Origin of the sequence: Legionella bozemanae, from assembly GCF_001648595.1 — a bacterium.
GTDB lineage: Bacteria > Pseudomonadota > Gammaproteobacteria > Legionellales > Legionellaceae > Legionella > Legionella bozemanae.
In genome coordinates this window covers 17,953-35,524 of record NZ_LBAW01000030.1, presented here as the reverse complement: position 1 = coordinate 35,524, position 17,572 = coordinate 17,953, and the positions used below count along the sequence as shown (strand labels likewise).

Sequence of the window (17,572 nt, the reverse complement as noted above, 5' to 3'; positions counted from 1 at the left end):
AGGCGTGCTGCGTATTCTACTGATTTCCCTCTCAGTGTCAAATACTTTTTTCATTTTTTTTTAATTGTTTTCTTTTGCTTATCGACTGTAGTCCATATCGATCTTTACATACCCATATTGGGCATTTTTTGCATCTTATTGTAGCAGAAAATATCAAACATTTCATTAATCATAGTTTGGAAGTTTTCCATGCGGATAGCATCATGTTGAAGAGTTAAAACTGAGGATTGAAATTATTTCTGCACTTTATCTTTAAAAATGATAATTATTATTTAATACGTTCATATGTATAAAAAGTCATATCATATTTATTTTTTTCATCGTGTGGTCTGAACTGTTTCTCACTGCAGTACCATATTGATTCATCAATTTCCGGGAAAAAAACGTCCGCAACAAATTGATGATGTATTCGCGTAATATATAGGCGAGTGGCTTTATTTATTGCCTCTGCAAACAGTTCAGCACCACCTATAATGATAATCTCGGGAAACTCTTTGGTTTGATTGATTGCTTTTTCTAAAGAATTAAATACAGAAACACCCTCAATTGAGGTTATGCTGTGGCTTAATATAATATTCAGCCTTCCTGGCAGGGGTTTTCCTATAGAAGCAAATGTTTTTCTTCCCATAATGATGGGTTTGCCCATAGTAATTGATTTAAAGTGTTGTAAATCGGCAGGTAAATGACAAAGTAACTGATTGTTGAAACCCAGTCCCCCAGCCTCATCAATTGCGGCAATTAAACTTATCATGATCTCATCCTGGAAATAGCCATGGTCTTTGCCATATCAACGGCGGCAAACATTGAACCTGTGTCGAGCAAATTTTTTCCTGCCAACTCTAAAGCAGTACCATGATCTACTGAAGTACGTATTATTGGCAATCCTAAAGTCACATTAACTGCATTATGAAAATCAGCATACTTGATTACCGGTAACCCTTGATCATGATACATGGCAACATAGGCGTCACAATTTTGTAAATGACTTTTAATAAATAGGGTATCAGCAGGCAATGGTCCCTGAACATTAATACCTTGTTTTTGTAGGAACGTTATCGTTGGAGTAATTATCTCAATTTCTTCTCGCCCCAGGTAACCTGACTCTCCTGCGTGTGGATTTAAACCAGCTACTTTAATACAGGGATCTTGAATATTAAAATCCCGAATCAACGATTGGTGCACCTGAGTAATCACTTGAATAATCAGTTCTGAAGTAATTGCACCGGGCACCATGCGTAAAGGAAGATGTGTAGTAACTAAGGCTACTTTCATTTCACTACAAGCCAGCATCATCACCACATCTGTTTTATAGAATTGTGCAAAAAATTCAGTGTGACCACTAAATGGAATACCTGCTTCGTTAATATTTGCCTTATGAACGGGAGCAGTAATTAATCCAGAAAACTCACCACTTCCACATAATACAGCTGCCTGGTTTAAAAGTTCAATAACATATACGGCATTTTGGGGATTAAGACAACCGCTCTGGACTGGATGAGGACAAGTTACTGAAAGTACGGTTAAATGATCATGTTTCGGTTTGATATCTTGTCCGCTTTGGTATGGAATAAAATTAATCGCGCAGTTTAATTCTTTTGCTCTAGCTTCTAGTACCGCCTGATCCCCTAATATCACCAAGGGGAAATCATATTTTGCGAGAGCCAGACATAAATCAGGACCAACTCCTGCTGGCTCTCCGCTGCTAACAAGAAGTGGCTTCACGCCAGTTCCTTATCAACAATATTAACATATGCATCTGAACGTATATGTTGCTGCCAATTTTGTACTGCTTCAGCAAACTTCCGTTGTTGTAAAAATTGTCGTACCTGCTGCTTTTTAAAAGCTTCTGAATCATCTTCTTTCTTACGGCCGAGCACTTGAATAATATGCCAACCAAATTGTGATTTTACAGGAGGACTAATTTCATTTACAGCCAGTTTATCCATAACTTTCTCGAAATCAGGAACTAACACTCCAGGTGAGACCCAACCCAAATCACCACCTTTAACAGCGCTGGCAGAATCCAAGGAATATTGTTTTGCCATGAGTGCAAAATCCTTACCCGCCTTTAATTGCAGATAAATATTGTTCACCTGTCTCTTTGAATCTTCAGGAAGCATGCTTGGATCAGGTTTTAAAAGAATATGACGAACATGAGTTTTAGTAATGACATGGTGTTGATTGTCACCGCCAATAGATACCAATTTAATTAACTGAAATCCATTGCCTGCACGTAGGGGGGCAGAGACTTGTCCCACTTTCATATTCACTACTTCCTTCGCAAATAATTCGGGTAACTCTGCTAAATGGCGGTCACCTAAATCACCGCCTTCTAATGCAAATTCACCACTGGAATTTTCTATAGCCAAACGACTAAAGTCCTCACCTTTTTTTATCTTTACTAATAAAGACTCTGCTTTGCTTTTCGCTTTTTTTACTTCTTCAGATGTAGGTTCTTCGCTTAGTGGAATAACTATATTTTGCAGATGATAGGTGAGCGCAGAACGATCGACTATCGCTCCTTCGGTTTTGAGGTATTGCTCAACTTGCTCATTCGTAACAGCCGCATCTCTTCCAACTGCTTTTTGTTGTAGGTTAGAAAGGAGCATCTCTTTACGAATATTTTCTCTGTATTCTTCCCAAGTCATTCCTTGTCTGACAATTTCTTCACGTAATTGAGTCAGAGTGGCATGGTTTACTGCTGCTATTTTTTCAATTGCCTGATTTAATTCGGTATCATCTACAGTAAGACCATGTTGTTTTGCCATTTGCAATTGCACATTCACATCAATTAAATGCTGCAGTACTTGCTTGCGTAATACCGAATCCGCTGGAACTTGCATTTTTTGTGCGATAATTTGTTTTTTTGTTAATTCGACCTGCTTGTTAAGTTCACTTGCGGTGATCACTCCATTATTAACGACCGCTACTACCTTATCCAATAATTGTTTTGCTTCTGCTCCCCCAATGGCAGCAAACAATATGCATACAAGGGTTATTTTTTTATACATGCCTTAATCCTTATTACTTTTTTCGAGCAATTTAGGTTATTTTTATCCAAAACACAAGCGACTTCGCTTCACTTTATACCATTATTTGGTTTAACGACGAAATGGATCTTCATATCCTGGAATATAAGTATTCAATACACTTCCAGGATCACTATTTGCTACTGATCCTAAGCCTTTTAATAAAATTTGCAAATAGATATTGTTATTATATTGAGGCGAGAATTCAGCATTTAAACTCTTAAAAGTTCTTCCTCCTAAAATTCGTGCTGCCCAACAACAACTATCATATTGTATCCCTAATAAAGACATCATACTGTAATCTTTACTAATGTTATGGCTGTATGCACCAATGGTGCTCCATCGATCACTTATTGGCCAAGAAACAGAAATTAATCCTTGGTGCAACGAATTATCTACTCCTGCATCATTCCTAACTTTTGTCACATCTCCATTAACTAAGTAGCTGTAACCCACATTAATAATTGCATTGGGTTTCGGTTGATAATGTAAATTCAAACCACCATTGTTTGTCCCAGAGGTGGCAGGATCCCATACATAATCACCCAGAATTTTCAAGGCAGGGTTGAAATGATAAACCGCTCGCGAAGCTATAGGTGAAACACCATAAAATGGAGACAATTGTCCGATTTCCAAAGGATTTGCAATACAAGAACCAGTTAAGCTACGACACAGCTGTACGTTTCTATTCGTAAAATATTTGATTTGACCAATAGAAAAACTGGCACGCTCAGCACCCGTTTCATTAGACAACCAACGAGAAGTCAATGCATAAGTTAATTGATTGGCATCACCAATTCGATCAAACCCTGAAAAACGATTGGTTCTAAAAAGTTGATCAAAATTAAAAATCATATTAGCAGTATCATAGATAGGCAACCGGCTTTGATCATAAAAAGGTACATACAAATAAAATAAGCTGGGCTCTAAAGTTTGTGTATACGAGCCTCCCTTCCAATTAAAATTACGATCGAAGAATAAACCAGCATGAGTGCTGAAACGCGGAATAAAGCGATTATATTCAGTGTGCGTATCATGCCAATCGTTTCGAACCTGATAATAGTTTTCTACAAATTCTGCTGATGGGGTAATAAATCCCCAATTAGTTCGCTGGGGTAAAGAAAGTACCGGATTAAAATGGAATCGGGGGCCTTGGGGCATTTCCACTCCCGGGATCACCCCTGGGAGCATTGCTATTATCGGATCCTGCAACGTTGATGTTGGCCAAAAAAACTGATCGTATTGCCCTGTTATATTTAAATTAGCCTCTGCGGGCAATTCATAATAGTAGCCATGAGCATACAATTGCGGCAAACGCTCATATTGATCAGCAATAGGTGTCTCATTAATTGGGTGTAAGGTTTGAAAACTTTGAGCCATGCCTCTAAAAGTCCAATGCTCTGTGGAATAGGTTAAATCTGCTTGACGCAATAATTGTCTTTGAGTAATCAGTGCCAAATTGGAACTAAAATCCTGGAAATAATAATCATCAGAAACTTGTTGAACATTCACATTTAATCGTAAATTGGGAGTAAATTGTGTCGTATTAAGAGCGCCATAAAGCCATCGATTTGTTGATTTATCTTTAAAGGAAGGAAATTGCTCCGCATGGCTGTTCAAAAAATTTCGATAAGCAGCATCATCCGGCAAAAAGTTTCCAACAATTATTCCGGCACTGTTCGCAGTTAAATACCGAAACTCACCACCTAACATCACATTACGCTTTGTATAAAGATGGGGAGTTAAAGTCAAATCATAGTTTGGTGCAATATTCCAATAATAAGGAAGTCCTAAATCAAAACCACCTACATTAGAGTATCCAGCTAAAGGCATTAAAAAGCCGGATTTACGTTCTTTGGTTGTAGGAAAACTCAAATAGGGCACATAAAGAACGGGGCGTTCGCGAATGCGCAACGTAACATTTCTGGCAACCCCCATTTTTTTCTTATTATCAATAACAATTGATTTAGCCTCAAGATCCCAGGCTTTATCTTGTGGAGCACAGGTGGTGTAAGTCGCCTGGCGCAACAAGTAATCCGAATTAGGAAAGCGCTGCATTAAACCAGCCCTTCCCCATGCAGGCAATACTGCAGTTCGTTTATTGGTATTAAACCGATAGATTACATCTTCAGTTTGACCCGATTTATTCTGAGGGTTAATCGTAGCCTTACGAGCAATCAATAACTTATCAGGTTCCAGATAACGCACATTACCTAGGAACTCAATTTTTGTAATTTGCTTGCTTTTGGGATCTCGATACACATATGCAGTTTGTGCATTGACTATTCTCTGGTTTTGCTGGATTTCTACATGTCCCTTCAACGATGACGGTTTGTCTTGATAAAAAGAAACACGATCAGCCATAATCCTTATTTCATCAGGGGAAGCCAGAGGCGCCACCGTGAGCGGTTGGTATGATCCAAGGCAAATAGGAGAAGTTTGATCTGCTTGCCATCCCAAACATTGGGCAAACTTTGCTCTTACATCATCCGTTAAATCAACATCACGTGCGATAACACACGCTTGAACTGGTTCATCAATCAAAGAGGCAGAGTAAGCCAACGCATGATAAATTACCATGAGCAAAATAAGTAGGGGGGTAACGATGCTCATCAAGAACCATTTGAATGAAATCTTGTTCACGGATAATAAAATGCCTTATTATGCACAAAAAAATATGTAACGAATTACTTTTGATCGCCATGCCCGCATGAGTTTGTTGCGATAAGGCTCATCCGCAACACTTCTTTATTCTCTCGGGGGAAGTGATCTTAGCTATTAAGTTACAACCAAAATAATGATGGGGAAGTATACCATGCATGCACGAGAAAACGCACTGAAAGAATGGTTAATTGATACACTAAAACTGCAAGATTTTCAGTTGGCTCCTTTGGCTGGAGATGCCAGTTTTAGGAAATATTTTCGTCTTCAATACAACGGACTCACTCGAGTTATCATGGATGCACCTCCTGGAAAAGAAGATCTCAATTCTTTTATACATATTGCGCAAATGCTGGAGAAAGCGGAGGTTCATACTCCCAAAATTCTCGCGATGAATTTAGAAAATGGATTCTTATTATTAAGTGATTTAGGGGATCAACTTCTTTTGAATGCGCTTCATTCTGAAACAGTGGATAATCATTATCATGATGCCATAAGAACTTTATTTAAAATTCAGACGTGCGCAATTAATGATCCGTTGCTCGCATCATTTGATAAAACCCATATGCTTAAAGAAATGAATTTATGTCTTGAATGGTTTTTTAATGCATATCTTGCCTTGAAACTCAATCAGAATGAATGCGATTTAGTCCAACACACTATGGAATGGATTGCCACAGAAGTAGCACAGCAGCCATTAACCTTTATTCACCGTGATTATCACTCTCGCAATCTGATGCTTGCACAAAACCAAACAGAATCCACTTTGGGAGTTATTGATTTTCAAGACGCAATGCGCGGCCCTCTCGCTTATGATTTGGTTTCTTTACTTAAAGATTGTTATATTTCCTGGCCACGGCATAAGATTTTGGAATGGGTTGAATTTTTTTATACTCAAAGTCCTTTAACTAAAGATTATTCTTTGGCTGAATTTATCCGTGCATTTGATCTGTGCGGCTTACAAAGACATTTAAAGGTTTTAGGAATTTTTTGTCGTTTGCATTTACGGGATAATAAACCGGCATATCTTAAAGATTTACCTTTGACCTTAAAATATGTACTTGAATGTACAGAAATTTATGAAGAATTACGCCCATTTTTCCAATTTCTGCAATTGAGAGTTTATCTGCCATGAAAACTGCAATGATATTAGCCGCCGGGCGCGGTGACCGCTTGAAGCCGCTTACCGAAGTCACACCAAAAGCTCTGTGTATGGTTAAAGAAAAGCCTTTAATAGAACATCATGTAATGAATTTGGCAAAAGCTGGCTTTGAACGATTAGTGGTTAATCATGCTTATCTTGGAGGCCAAATCCGCCAGCATTTAGGCAATGGGACACGTTGGGGAATTGAAATTTGTTACTCACCGGAACCTCCTGGAGGACTAGAAACAGGCGGCGGCATCGTAAACGCACTACCGCTGTTAGGGGGTAAACCCTTTATTACCGTCAATGCTGATATCTATACGGATTTTGATTTTTCGCAAATACACCTTGAACATGTTGATTCGATTCATGTGATTTTAGTAAATAAAAATCCTGCTCTTAATCATCATGGCGACTTTGGGCTAATCAATCACACACAATTAAGTAATACGAATCCAGAATATACTCTTGCAGGAATTTGCTGCTATCATCCAGAGGTATTTACCCACTGCATGCAAGGCCGCTATTCAGTCGCGCCTTTAATTCGCCAATATGCCGCACAAAATAAAGTAACCGCCAGTGTTTATGACGGCCTCTGGTTTGATATAGGAACTCTAGAGAGACTGCACGCCGTGAATAAAATTTAAATTGAGCAATGTATACATAGTGCAAGCGAAACCTTTAATGCCCAAGGCTAATTTTGCTTTCGCTGCACCAGGATAATGTATGCATCATTACATGTACTAAAAGCCGCTCGTGAAAAAATGCCGATTAACCAGGCCCAACATTTTGAGGTTGTTCTGGTTCTGGTCTTTCTTCTTCCCTTTCAGCTTCTTCAATTACCCTTTCTACAGCTTTCTGAGCAGCAGCTTTCTTGGTTTCTTCCAATCGATGTTCCCCTGGGTATTCGCGTTGTCGAGATACGAGTTCGGATTCAACCCCACTCTTCTTCAAATATTCCTTAAATTCTTTAGCGGAATCTGCCATTAACGCTTCTACTTCATCTCCAGTCAGTTTTCTTTCTACTCCCTTTTCATTCTTAAAGAAAAAACCGTCTCTAGTGATTACTTGATGATTATTAGCTAACCATGCGTTAAACAAGCGGTCTAAAGAATCAATTGTTTCATCTTCTAATGGAGGAGCCCCTTTCTCAGTCGGACCATATCCACGAACAAAATGCCCCTCTTTGCTGATCCCATAATCGAATCGGATACTTGGAACATTCTTTTCAGATAGCGTAGCACTGGCTTTTTCTGCAATTTTAGTCTGCATTTGATCGAAGGAAGATTTAGGCGGTTTACCAGACCAAGTTTGTGATTCTTGAGAAAATTTATATTCCACAAATTGAGTAAACTCATCTACTGCTTTTAGTACTTGTTGTGCAAGCGCTTGTGACTCTGGATTTTTATTCAAGAGTATTGAGTTTTCAACGATTTGATGAACTTGTTGCCTTAAATATCGTGCCGATTTCGCTGACTTTTCCGCAGTTTGCATTGCTTTTAAAAGATCTTCTCTCGGTGGCAACGCTTTTTTCTTATATTTTTCGGGAGATGCTACTCCAGTTTCATCGTATACTTCAGGTGAATGTTCTTCAGACATAAATTAATCTCTCTCACGAATTCGTCTTAATGTATTGACTTTATTATAGCAAACTGACGTTGTGTACGGGAAAACAGCTTTTTAGCTTACCCGTTAAAAGTTTGTAAAATACAAGAAAATAAACAAATTGTATCCTTTTGCTATCGCCCCTGAAAGACACCACACACTTCCAAGACTAAAAAACCTCCGCCATTATGGGAGTGCTTCTAAGAAGAAGCATCTCCATGCATAAATGGTGATTTAATCTCATCAATCACTGAGTTAAACGATTGCTTTTTCATGGACTCAAAAGTGAACTCATCAACTAAAATGGCATCCCATCGTGCAGCTTCCGTTGCAAGTAACGCATCCATTTCCTGTTGGGTTAATTCATTTTTTTCAACCTTCTCTTTTAATTTATCCTTTAATTTACCAAATTTAACGCGTCTTAAGTCACCTGTCTTTTTGATAAGATCGTCTGTTTGAATGATTTGCTGTAAGGCATGCTCCACTCTATCTATTGGTTGCTTGGGATCACCGCTTAGGTACACGATATCCTTCAACCGATTACGATATTGATTATTTGTGGTCATCAAACGCGCTAATTTTTGCTCTAACTTATCGGTGGGATAGCGCATAGTCTGCCCCAAAGGAAATGCCAATATACGGGCGAGCCCACCCAAAAATCTGGAGGGGAAGTTATAACACAATGCGATCATTGCTTTTTGTGCGTGATAAAAACAATAGGACACTGCCCATCGAGCATGTAATAAATCATCAGGATTTTCATTATTCAATTGCACATTACGTAAAACGGCCATTGCCATGTAAAGATAAGACATTCCATCAGCAAGACGTGCTGAGAGGCGTTCTTTGCGTTTTAAATCGCCTCCCAACACAATCAAAGATAAATCTGCAAGCCAGGCATAAGCGTGACTCAGGCGTGCCAGCCGTTTGTACTCACGTTTCATTTTTTGCTTGGGTGCACTAATAAATAGTCCACCAGTCCATCCAGAACAAATTGCTTTGGCAAAATTTTGCATGAAATATTGGATATGTTTCCAGATAACTTCTCTAAAAGCTGTTTTATCCTGGTTGGAAATAGCGTAAAACTCATGACGTATGTATGGGTGGCATGCCATCGAGCCTTGGCCAAAAATTAACAAGTTTCGTGACATTACATTTGCCCCTTCCACCGTAATGGAAATAGGAACCCCGTTATAAAAATTAGTTAAATAATTCCGTGGTCCCACTACTACAGCACGTCCTGCATGCACATCCATAGATGCATTAACCACTGATCGTGCCAGTTCAGTATTAAAATATTTAGCAATTGCAGAAGCTACGGAAGGCTTTTTATGCTCATTTACAGCAGCAACCGTCAGTAATCGATTTGCATTAATTAAATAATTTAAACCCGCGATCTCTGCAAGTTTTTCTTCAATTCCTTCAAATTGACCAATTTCTACATTAAATTGGCAGCGTGCACGCGCAAAAGCACTGGTTGCGAGATAGCAAGAAGAGGAAGAACCAGCGCCAAGTGCAGGTAAAGAAATCGAACGGCCAATGGAGAGGCATTCAACCAACATTTGCCATCCACTACCTATTCGTTTCTGACCACCAATCACTGTTGTTATGGGCACAAAAATATCTTTCCCACGAATAGTTCCATTCATAAACGGTTGATCAGAAGGTAAATGGCGGTTGCCAATTTCCAGATTTTTGGTATCGCGTGGAATCAACACACAAGTAATCCCTTCTTCGCCTTCCCCCTGCAATAAGCCATCGGGATCTTTCACATTGACTGCAAGACCAATCAACGTTGCTACTGGCGCTAAAGTAATCCAACGTTTGTCTAAAGTAATGTTCAATCCGAGTACCATTTTCCCATCAACTTTCTTCTTCATGACGATCGCAGTTGATTGAATGGAGGTTGCATCACTGCCTGCACCAGGTTCAGTTAAGGCAAAACAGGGAATATCAATGCCTTTTGCAAGACGGGGCAGATAATGATTTTTTTGTTCCTCTGTACCATAATAATTGATTAATTCACCAGGACCCAATGAATTAGGTACCATAACAGTTACTGCAGCAACACCTGAACGACTGGATATTTTCATGACTACATCAGAGTGTGCGCGCGCTGAAAATCCCTTACCCCCATATTCTTTAGGGATCACCAAACCAAAAAATCCATTTTCCTTCATGTACGTCCAAACCTGTTCAGGTAAATCACGTGTTTGGCTAATTTCCCACTCATCAATCATGCTGCATAAGGTATGGGTTTCATTCTTAAGAAATAATTGTTCTTCGCCAGTAAGCTCCGTATAGACGTTCGCTAATCGCTCCCAATCTGGTTTCCCGGTAAAAATATCTTGTTCTAACCAGGTATCACCTGCATTAAGCGCCTCTTCTTCGGTTTTTGACAACTTAGGGATCGACTTACCGGCTTTCTTATAAAGATAATCCGCAATCACTGTACGTAAGGGTTCGAGATACACTACGAGCAAGGCCGCAATAATCACAAGCCAGAGTAAAAAGCCAATAACCCAAGGTAAGCCAATAGCAAATGTAGCTACAATTAAATAAAAGACACTTCCCAATTCCCAAACTAATGGGTTCATTGCCCTATAAAGAACAATTAGGGTAAATATCAAATATACTAAAAAGAACAGAATAGCCATAATATCAATACCTTCCCTTGCTTTGCATAATAAAGCTGTAGTATATACTCTTTATTTTGTGAGTAGCAATTGAGTACGAACCAACGCCTAGCCTGGAATTTCGAATTTACCCCAAAAGCAAGCTTACCCTTAGCTGATTTGGTGGATAAAAAAGACGAACAATTAAAATGGGAGATTCGTTATTTTTGGTCGGATAATGAACCGATTATTTTAAATACAATTGATAATTCATTACTCGAATTAGCGAATTATAAACAGAAACATCGGGAAGACGATTATTATTTGCTGCTTAATCAAAACTACAACATCAAGAAACGCCGAGATCAGTTGCTTTATAAGCCATTACTCAAACAAACAAACCATGCTGTTGGTTATGGGCCCAAAATAATCCTTGAACGAACTCAAGACCAACCCACTCCTCCAGAGTTACAGGAGATAATGCAACAGGTTGAACAAGAAGGTATCGAAGTTTCCGTTAAAAAAGACGCACTTATCTATAAATGTCCAACAAAGCCCAAAGTGAAAATTGAGCTTGCCCGTCTTGAAGTACGCCAAAAAATTTATTTTAGCGTATGTATTGAAGGAAGGTCCCTGCGTCTCGTAGAGATGATTTCCAAGCACTTGCTGGATGAGCCCATTTCCTGCGAATATGTAACTTTCCTGAAAAATTTACTGCAATTATGATAAATACCCTGTTCGCGATTATTCTAAGCTTTGGAAAAATTGGTCTTATTTCCCTGGGAGGAGGTAATTCCATGTTAAAACTATTGGAATATGAGGCGGTTGAATATCGACAGTGGATTGGACAAGAAGAATTTATTGCCATGGTTGGTTCAACTTTTATTTTTCCAGGATTAACCGGAGTCAAATTATCTGCCCTTATAGGATATAAAGCCGCCGGAATGACTGGTTTGGTTCTTGCTGTTCTTAGTCTTAATTTACCAGGATTATTAATGGCCATAGCAGGTTATCAATGGCTGACCAGTCATAATGGACCTGGAATGCGAAAAATAATGATTGGCGTACAATATGGTGCATTGGCGTTACTTGCTGCAGCCAGTTATTCAGTTGCTCAAGGTGTCGTTGGTATGTATTTTTCTATTCCAATTGCATTGTGTTGTTTTGTATTTTTTCTCGCTTTAACTTTTTGGAATTTATCACCCTTTTATGGTTTTATAGGTTTTATAGCCGTGTGTTTTTTTCTGGTTCGTTAAGGTCTAAAATAGTAACATGCCCCCTACTATATAAAAAATAAATGGAGTTACTCCCTTGGAAACTGTGTTGGATAATCCAGAATATTATATCAATCGAGAATTTTCTATTATTGCATTTAACCAGAGAGTTCTTATGTTGGCTAATGATGAACGTGTGCCTTTACTAGAGAGAATGCGTTTTCTTAGTATCTGCAGCAGTAACCTTGATGAATTTTTTGAAATACGCGTTGCAGGGCTTAAAGAAAAAATTGCTCTCTCTTCAGGAAAATTAACGATTGATGGTTTACGTCCTGATGAAGCATTTAGTCAGATCAGCCAAAAAACACATAAGCTCATAGATCAACTGTACTCCATATTTAATAAACAACTTCTCCCGGCATTGGGTAAGGAAAATATTCACTTTCTTGATACCGACAAATGGACCGACGACATCCACTTATGGGCAAAGCACTATTTTAAACATGAGATTCAACCCGTCATTAGCCCAATTGCTCTTGATTTGGCGCATCCGTTACCGCAACTGATTAATAAAAGCTTAAACTTTATTATTTCTTTAAGTGGTAAAGATGCTTTTGATCGAAACATTAATTATGCAGTAGTACATGCGCCAAGATCGATTCCCAGGGTTATTCATTTGCCTTCAGAATTATGTGGCGATGCTCATTATTTTGTTCATCTCTCCTCAATTATTACTACCCATGTCAATAGTTTATTCCCGGGAATGGAGATTAGCGGCTGTTATTCTTTTCGTCTTACTCGAAATAGCGATCTGTTTTTGCGGGAAGAAGAAATTGATGATTTGGCCAAAGCCGTACAACGCGAGATTTTTTCCCGTCATTATGGTCATGTAGTTCGACTCGAAATTGAAAAGAATTGCCCAGAAAAAATTGTTGATTTTTTATTGCAAAAATACCATTTACGTCATGAAGATACTTATTATTGTGATGGACCAGTTAACATTCAACGCCATTTAACGGCGATTAACAGCATTGATCGACCGGATTTGAATTACCCACCTTTTATAGCGCAGTATCCCCACTTTCCCAAGTCAGAACGTAATTTATTTAATGTCATTGACGAACAAGATATTCTACTCCATCACCCTTATCAAAGCTTTGAAGTAGTTATTGATTTTGTAAGACAGGCTGCGAGTGATCCCAATGTCCTGGCGATTAGTCAAACTTTATATCGTACTCGCTCGCAATCAGTAATGGTTGACGCTTTAGTGGATGCTGCTCATTCAGGGAAAGAGGTTACTGCCGTTATTGAATTAAGGGCTCGTTTTGATGAAGAATCCAATCTGAAATTGGCAAATCGTTTGCATGCCGCAGGAATTCTAGTGCTGTATGGTGTTGTAGGGTATAAAACTCATGCCAAAATGACCCTGGTGGTCAGACGCGCTCACGGGAAACTAAAACGTTACGTACATTTAAGTACGGGAAACTATCATGAATACACCGCAAAACGTTACACTGATTTAGGTTTATTAACTTGTGAGCCTACTATCACCTCCGATATTCAAATCATTTTTCAACAGTTAACCGGCCTTGGCAAAGTAGTTAAACTCAAAGCGTTAAGCCACTCACCTTTTACGTTACAAAAAACGCTGTTGCAATATATTGAACAATGCACTGCTGCCGCATTAAAAAAAGGAGACACAGAAATTCTCCTCAAAGTAAATGGATTAGCTGATAAAACTATAATTCAAGCTTTATATAAAGCGTCACAAGCAGGAGTTAAAATAAATTTGCTTGTGCGTGGCGTATGTTGCCTCAAACCTGGAATACCTGGTATTTCAGAAAATATACGCGTGCTTTCCTATATTGGACGATTTCTAGAACATCATCGGGTATTCTACTTCCGCCTTCATGAAGAAGAATATTATTTTTGTTCTAGTGCTGATCTCATGGAAAGAAATTTGTACCATCGTATTGAAATTATGTTTCCAATTCTTGATGAAAATTGCAAAAAACGAATCAAACAAGAAATCATTAAAAACTATCTCAAAGACAACAGTAACACATGGGAAATGCAAAGTGATGGCAGCTATAAGCCTGTAACTCAAGGAAATAATTGTGCCCAGGAAAAACTTATTAAGCTCTATCAAGATGAGGAGCAGGTTATTTAGCGATTATCATCTTTTCAATTCATTTTGCCTCTTCATCCCCTAGCGAATATCACGAATTACTATGGGGACACACAGGAGCTGCTGCTATTTGACTCTATATACTGACACCGCAGACTCAGGTTTTCGAATGCTATTTAAACAGTCCAAGTGCCTCGTTATAGGTGCTATGTAAAAAGTGCCTCCTCGTTGAGTAATCTGTGTACCCATTAAAGCGACTAGCTGCGTTGTTCTTTCAGATAGATATCGACCAATATCCAATGAAGGGGGTTCTAATACGCTCTTAACTTCATTAATTGTATCAATAACCTGCTTATCAAATTCATTTAGAAAATTTTTATTCACGAATTGGCCATTTTTGTATGTATCGTAGAATTCTTGTAACAAGATTAAATTATTTTTTATCTGCTCACAGCATTTTGCCTGCTGATGTAATACTTGAGGTGAAAAGGAAATTCCAGAAATTCTCCTGGCCCATACATTAAACCACTCACCCATGCAATAAATAAATGATTGTCCTTTCGCTTGACTGAATTTCGTGTGGGCCAATAATTGTAGTCCACTGTTTAGAATGTAATCTCTATCTAAAAATTCAGCTAATCTTGCTTTTATCTGTTTTGAAGCTTCGGATATTTTTCCGAGTTTAACGTCTAATTTTTCTTCTGAAAGGAATGAGTTATCGGCATAAGAGCTTTTAATTAAAGTAAGTAGCTCACCTTTGATTGTTATTAGTTCTGATGGATTAAAATTAAATCGATCACAATCACTAATACATTGCCAAAAGTTTTTCTCAGCAATTAAAATTTCATTAAGTAATTTCAACCTAGGTATTTTTTTCTCAATTTCCAGAGAGTCGATCTCTTCAAGATTATGCAAAAATACTAATTGTTTTAGTTGACTCTTTAAAAAATTTAATACAGTGTTGTAAAATCCTGGACTATAGGAAATTAACTGGGTTTCTGTATAGATAAATAAATTTTGCACTACGCTTAAATAGTCTAGCAAAGAGGGAGTTCTCTCCCTAAGCACTTCTATTTTTATAGCAATATCGAGCAACAAAGCGAGCATACCAACATCAATTTCAGGAGTCGGCTCCACATAAGGCTTATCCCGAGTCGCCGCATAAAGAAAACACAAAAGTTGTCGCTCCACATCTGGCTCTTTCCACCATTCTTGCAGTTGTTTGGCAATTATTCCTAACCTTATTTTTGCCTCATATTGTTGAAGAGTTTGGGAAACAACAAAATAGGGATTATATTTTTTCAAATCTGCAAAAAGCGCGCGCTCGTCTGTATGGTTGCTTTTCGCAAGAACCAGAGCCTGCTGCTTGGACAAAGTGACACAGACGGCGTAGTCTTGCCAATTTCCTCCCAACAATACTTCACAATTATCGCGTGCATCTCCGGGTTTCAATGCTATGGACATTCCTTCAGTATTAAAAGTTTGTGGAATATATTGATGACGCATAGGGATATCCCAAGAAGTACCTATTACTTGGCGTGGATAAGCAATTTCGTCAATTTTCTCAAAACCGAAAGTCCCTCCTGTCAAATGAATTTCATCACAAAGAACCTCGGGTATAAAAATAAAATGAACTTTAGAAAAATTTAAATAAGAATTGGTAGCCTTAAGCCCTGTATTGCCATTAAATTCAAACGTACTTAAATAACCGGAATTAATAAAAGCATTTTTGGGAGGGTCAGAAACTATCAAATTCATATGAGAAGCAGGACTTGCATTATATCGCTCATAATGGCTTTGATATACAGATTCATTATTATCTGTTCTGACAAATACTCTCCATTTCATCCTTCCCATTACCTGAATAAACTTATCTGCACATTCTTCTGAGTTGGCTTGCATAGAATGAAGTACTTTCCCTCATAAATGAAAGTAATTTTAACATAGAGGCAAATTTATGATCAACAGAATATCAATGCCAGTCTGAGACTCAATCTACCATGAAAAATTCAGGATAAAAGTATCAGCGATGTATAAATAATTTTTAAAAAATCCTAAAATTTAAAAGTAATCTGAAAGAAGTAACCCAGTATAAGTCCATCGAACTCATACCGAACTACCTTCCTAGCGAAAGCAAGTTAATTGGGCATTCTCACCTAATTGTAAATGCACCTCCGTTCCAAAAGGAATAGGAAAATTAATGGATCCATGTCCTATTCCTGCGATTCTTAGTACTGGAATCGGGCTGTTTTCAGCAAAACGTTGTAAGACTGGCTCGATTAAAGAGGAACCATTAGGTTCATTTCCCTCGAGAAAATCCCCCAATATGATTGCAGCAGCATGTGAAAAGAGACCTGCTTGCTTTAGATGTTCCAGCATGCGATCAACACGGTATCCTCGCTCACCAATTTCTTCGAGCAAAATAATTTTGTCTCGACCATCCATTTGCCAACAGGTTCCCACTCCTGACTGAATTATTGCTAAGTTGCCACCAGTTACCTGGGATTTAATAAAGCCTTCTTTTTGCGCAGGCTTGTTCAATGGAATTAATCCGCTAAATTGAACCGGCGCATCCCCAAATAAAATTGACTTCATCGCAGCAATCGTCTCTTTAGAAAATTTATCAGGGGCAGCAGCACCATGAATTGTTGGCCAACCCCAATGTTGTTGTAAATAAAGATGAAGGCAAGTGACATCGCTTATGCCAATAAATATTTTGGCCTCATCCGGGGGATGAATTTCTGCTAATTTGGGGATTAAGCGCGTGGAGCCATAACCACCACGCACACAAATTACGGCTTTTGTTTTAGGATTCTGTAGAGCATTTTTAAGGTGGGCGAAACGCATTTCATCCGTATTCGCACATAATAAATCGGGAGCAAAAATATCCTTCTGAACAACGCAGTTTAATTCCCAAGACTCTAATAATTCTTTTAATCCAATCAATTGACTGTCTGAACTGCGTGACGCAGGTGCAATAATTTCAACTGAATCGCCCATGCTTAAGATAGGTAATTTTTTCATTCTTTACTCTTAAATTTTTTCCATGTTGGATAAACGCTATTTTACAGTAATTTTTTTACGAAAAAGAAAGTAAATGCAGTTCAAAGTATATCTAAATTAATAGGGTTTTACCTAATTGGCTCTTCACAAACTAAAAATGTTGTACCCGTAGT

13 protein-coding genes are annotated in these 17,572 nt (G+C 38.3%); 5 read left to right on the top strand and 8 right to left on the bottom strand.

Annotated features, from left to right (window positions below):
* Positions 1-268: 268 nt before the first annotated feature.
* The 4 genes from A8O27_RS16180 to A8O27_RS16165 form a co-directional block, all read right to left on the bottom strand.
* Positions 269-751, bottom strand: a complete 483-nt coding sequence (locus A8O27_RS16180; protein ID WP_058458566.1) for a dihydrofolate reductase — start codon at positions 749-751, stop codon at positions 269-271.
* Complete coding sequence (pdxA, locus tag A8O27_RS16175) at positions 748-1,722, bottom strand: 4-hydroxythreonine-4-phosphate dehydrogenase PdxA (protein WP_058458567.1); 975 nt, start codon at positions 1,720-1,722, stop codon at positions 748-750. Before pdxA ends, A8O27_RS16180 begins: the two co-directional genes overlap by 4 nt.
* Complete coding sequence (locus A8O27_RS16170; RefSeq protein ID WP_058458568.1) at positions 1,719-3,011, bottom strand: peptidylprolyl isomerase; 1,293 nt, start codon at positions 3,009-3,011, stop codon at positions 1,719-1,721. Before A8O27_RS16170 ends, pdxA begins: the two co-directional genes overlap by 4 nt.
* A gap of 90 nt (positions 3,012-3,101) precedes the next feature.
* Positions 3,102-5,642 carry an LPS-assembly protein LptD gene (locus A8O27_RS16165; protein ID WP_058458569.1) on the bottom strand — a complete coding sequence of 847 codons (2,541 nt, stop codon included), beginning with the start codon at positions 5,640-5,642 and terminating at the stop codon, positions 3,102-3,104.
* Positions 5,643-5,844: 202 nt separating this feature from the next.
* Here A8O27_RS16165 and A8O27_RS16160 point away from each other — a divergent pair, with 202 nt between their 5' ends.
* Positions 5,845-6,825: an aminoglycoside phosphotransferase family protein gene (locus A8O27_RS16160; RefSeq protein WP_058458570.1), complete on the top strand. Its 981-nt coding sequence runs from the start codon at positions 5,845-5,847 to the stop codon at positions 6,823-6,825.
* Entirely contained in the window at positions 6,822-7,481 is a 660-nt protein-coding gene (gene murU / locus A8O27_RS16155; protein ID WP_058458571.1) for an N-acetylmuramate alpha-1-phosphate uridylyltransferase MurU, read from the top strand. Before A8O27_RS16160 ends, murU begins: the two co-directional genes overlap by 4 nt.
* A 124-nt stretch (positions 7,482-7,605) precedes the next feature.
* Here murU and A8O27_RS16150 read toward each other — a convergent pair whose 3' ends face one another.
* Together A8O27_RS16150 and A8O27_RS16145 are read right to left on the bottom strand one after the other, a co-directional pair.
* Entirely contained in the window at positions 7,606-8,433 is an 828-nt protein-coding gene (locus A8O27_RS16150; protein ID WP_058458572.1) for a hypothetical protein, read from the bottom strand.
* Between the two features lie 206 nt (positions 8,434-8,639).
* The gene (locus A8O27_RS16145; RefSeq protein ID WP_058458573.1) at positions 8,640-11,096 is read right to left on the bottom strand and encodes an acyl-CoA dehydrogenase; all 2,457 of its coding nucleotides are present in this window, start codon (positions 11,094-11,096) and stop codon (positions 8,640-8,642) included.
* Between the two features lie 69 nt (positions 11,097-11,165).
* Here A8O27_RS16145 and A8O27_RS16140 point away from each other — a divergent pair, with 69 nt between their 5' ends.
* Genes A8O27_RS16140 through ppk1 form a run of 3 tightly spaced genes read left to right on the top strand, consistent with a single transcriptional unit; the run spans position 11,166 to position 14,438 of the window.
* Positions 11,166-11,780 carry a hypothetical protein gene (locus A8O27_RS16140; protein WP_058458574.1) on the top strand — a complete coding sequence of 205 codons (615 nt, stop codon included), beginning with the start codon at positions 11,166-11,168 and terminating at the stop codon, positions 11,778-11,780.
* Positions 11,777-12,310, top strand: a complete 534-nt coding sequence (locus tag A8O27_RS16135) for a chromate transporter (protein ID WP_058458575.1) — start codon at positions 11,777-11,779, stop codon at positions 12,308-12,310. The genes A8O27_RS16140 and A8O27_RS16135 overlap by 4 nt, the downstream gene beginning before the upstream one ends.
* 55 nt (positions 12,311-12,365) lie before the next feature.
* On the top strand, positions 12,366-14,438 hold the full coding sequence (gene ppk1, locus A8O27_RS16130) for a polyphosphate kinase 1 (RefSeq protein WP_058458576.1): 2,073 nt from the start codon (positions 12,366-12,368) through the stop codon (positions 14,436-14,438).
* A gap of 84 nt (positions 14,439-14,522) precedes the next feature.
* Here the strand turns inward: ppk1 and A8O27_RS16125 are convergent, their stop codons facing one another.
* Together A8O27_RS16125 and A8O27_RS16120 are read right to left on the bottom strand one after the other, a co-directional pair.
* Positions 14,523-16,298 carry a hypothetical protein gene (locus A8O27_RS16125; protein ID WP_058458577.1) on the bottom strand — a complete coding sequence of 592 codons (1,776 nt, stop codon included), beginning with the start codon at positions 16,296-16,298 and terminating at the stop codon, positions 14,523-14,525.
* Between the two features lie 222 nt (positions 16,299-16,520).
* On the bottom strand, positions 16,521-17,420 hold the full coding sequence (locus A8O27_RS16120; protein ID WP_058458578.1) for a S66 peptidase family protein: 900 nt from the start codon (positions 17,418-17,420) through the stop codon (positions 16,521-16,523).
* Positions 17,421-17,572 lie beyond the last annotated feature (152 nt).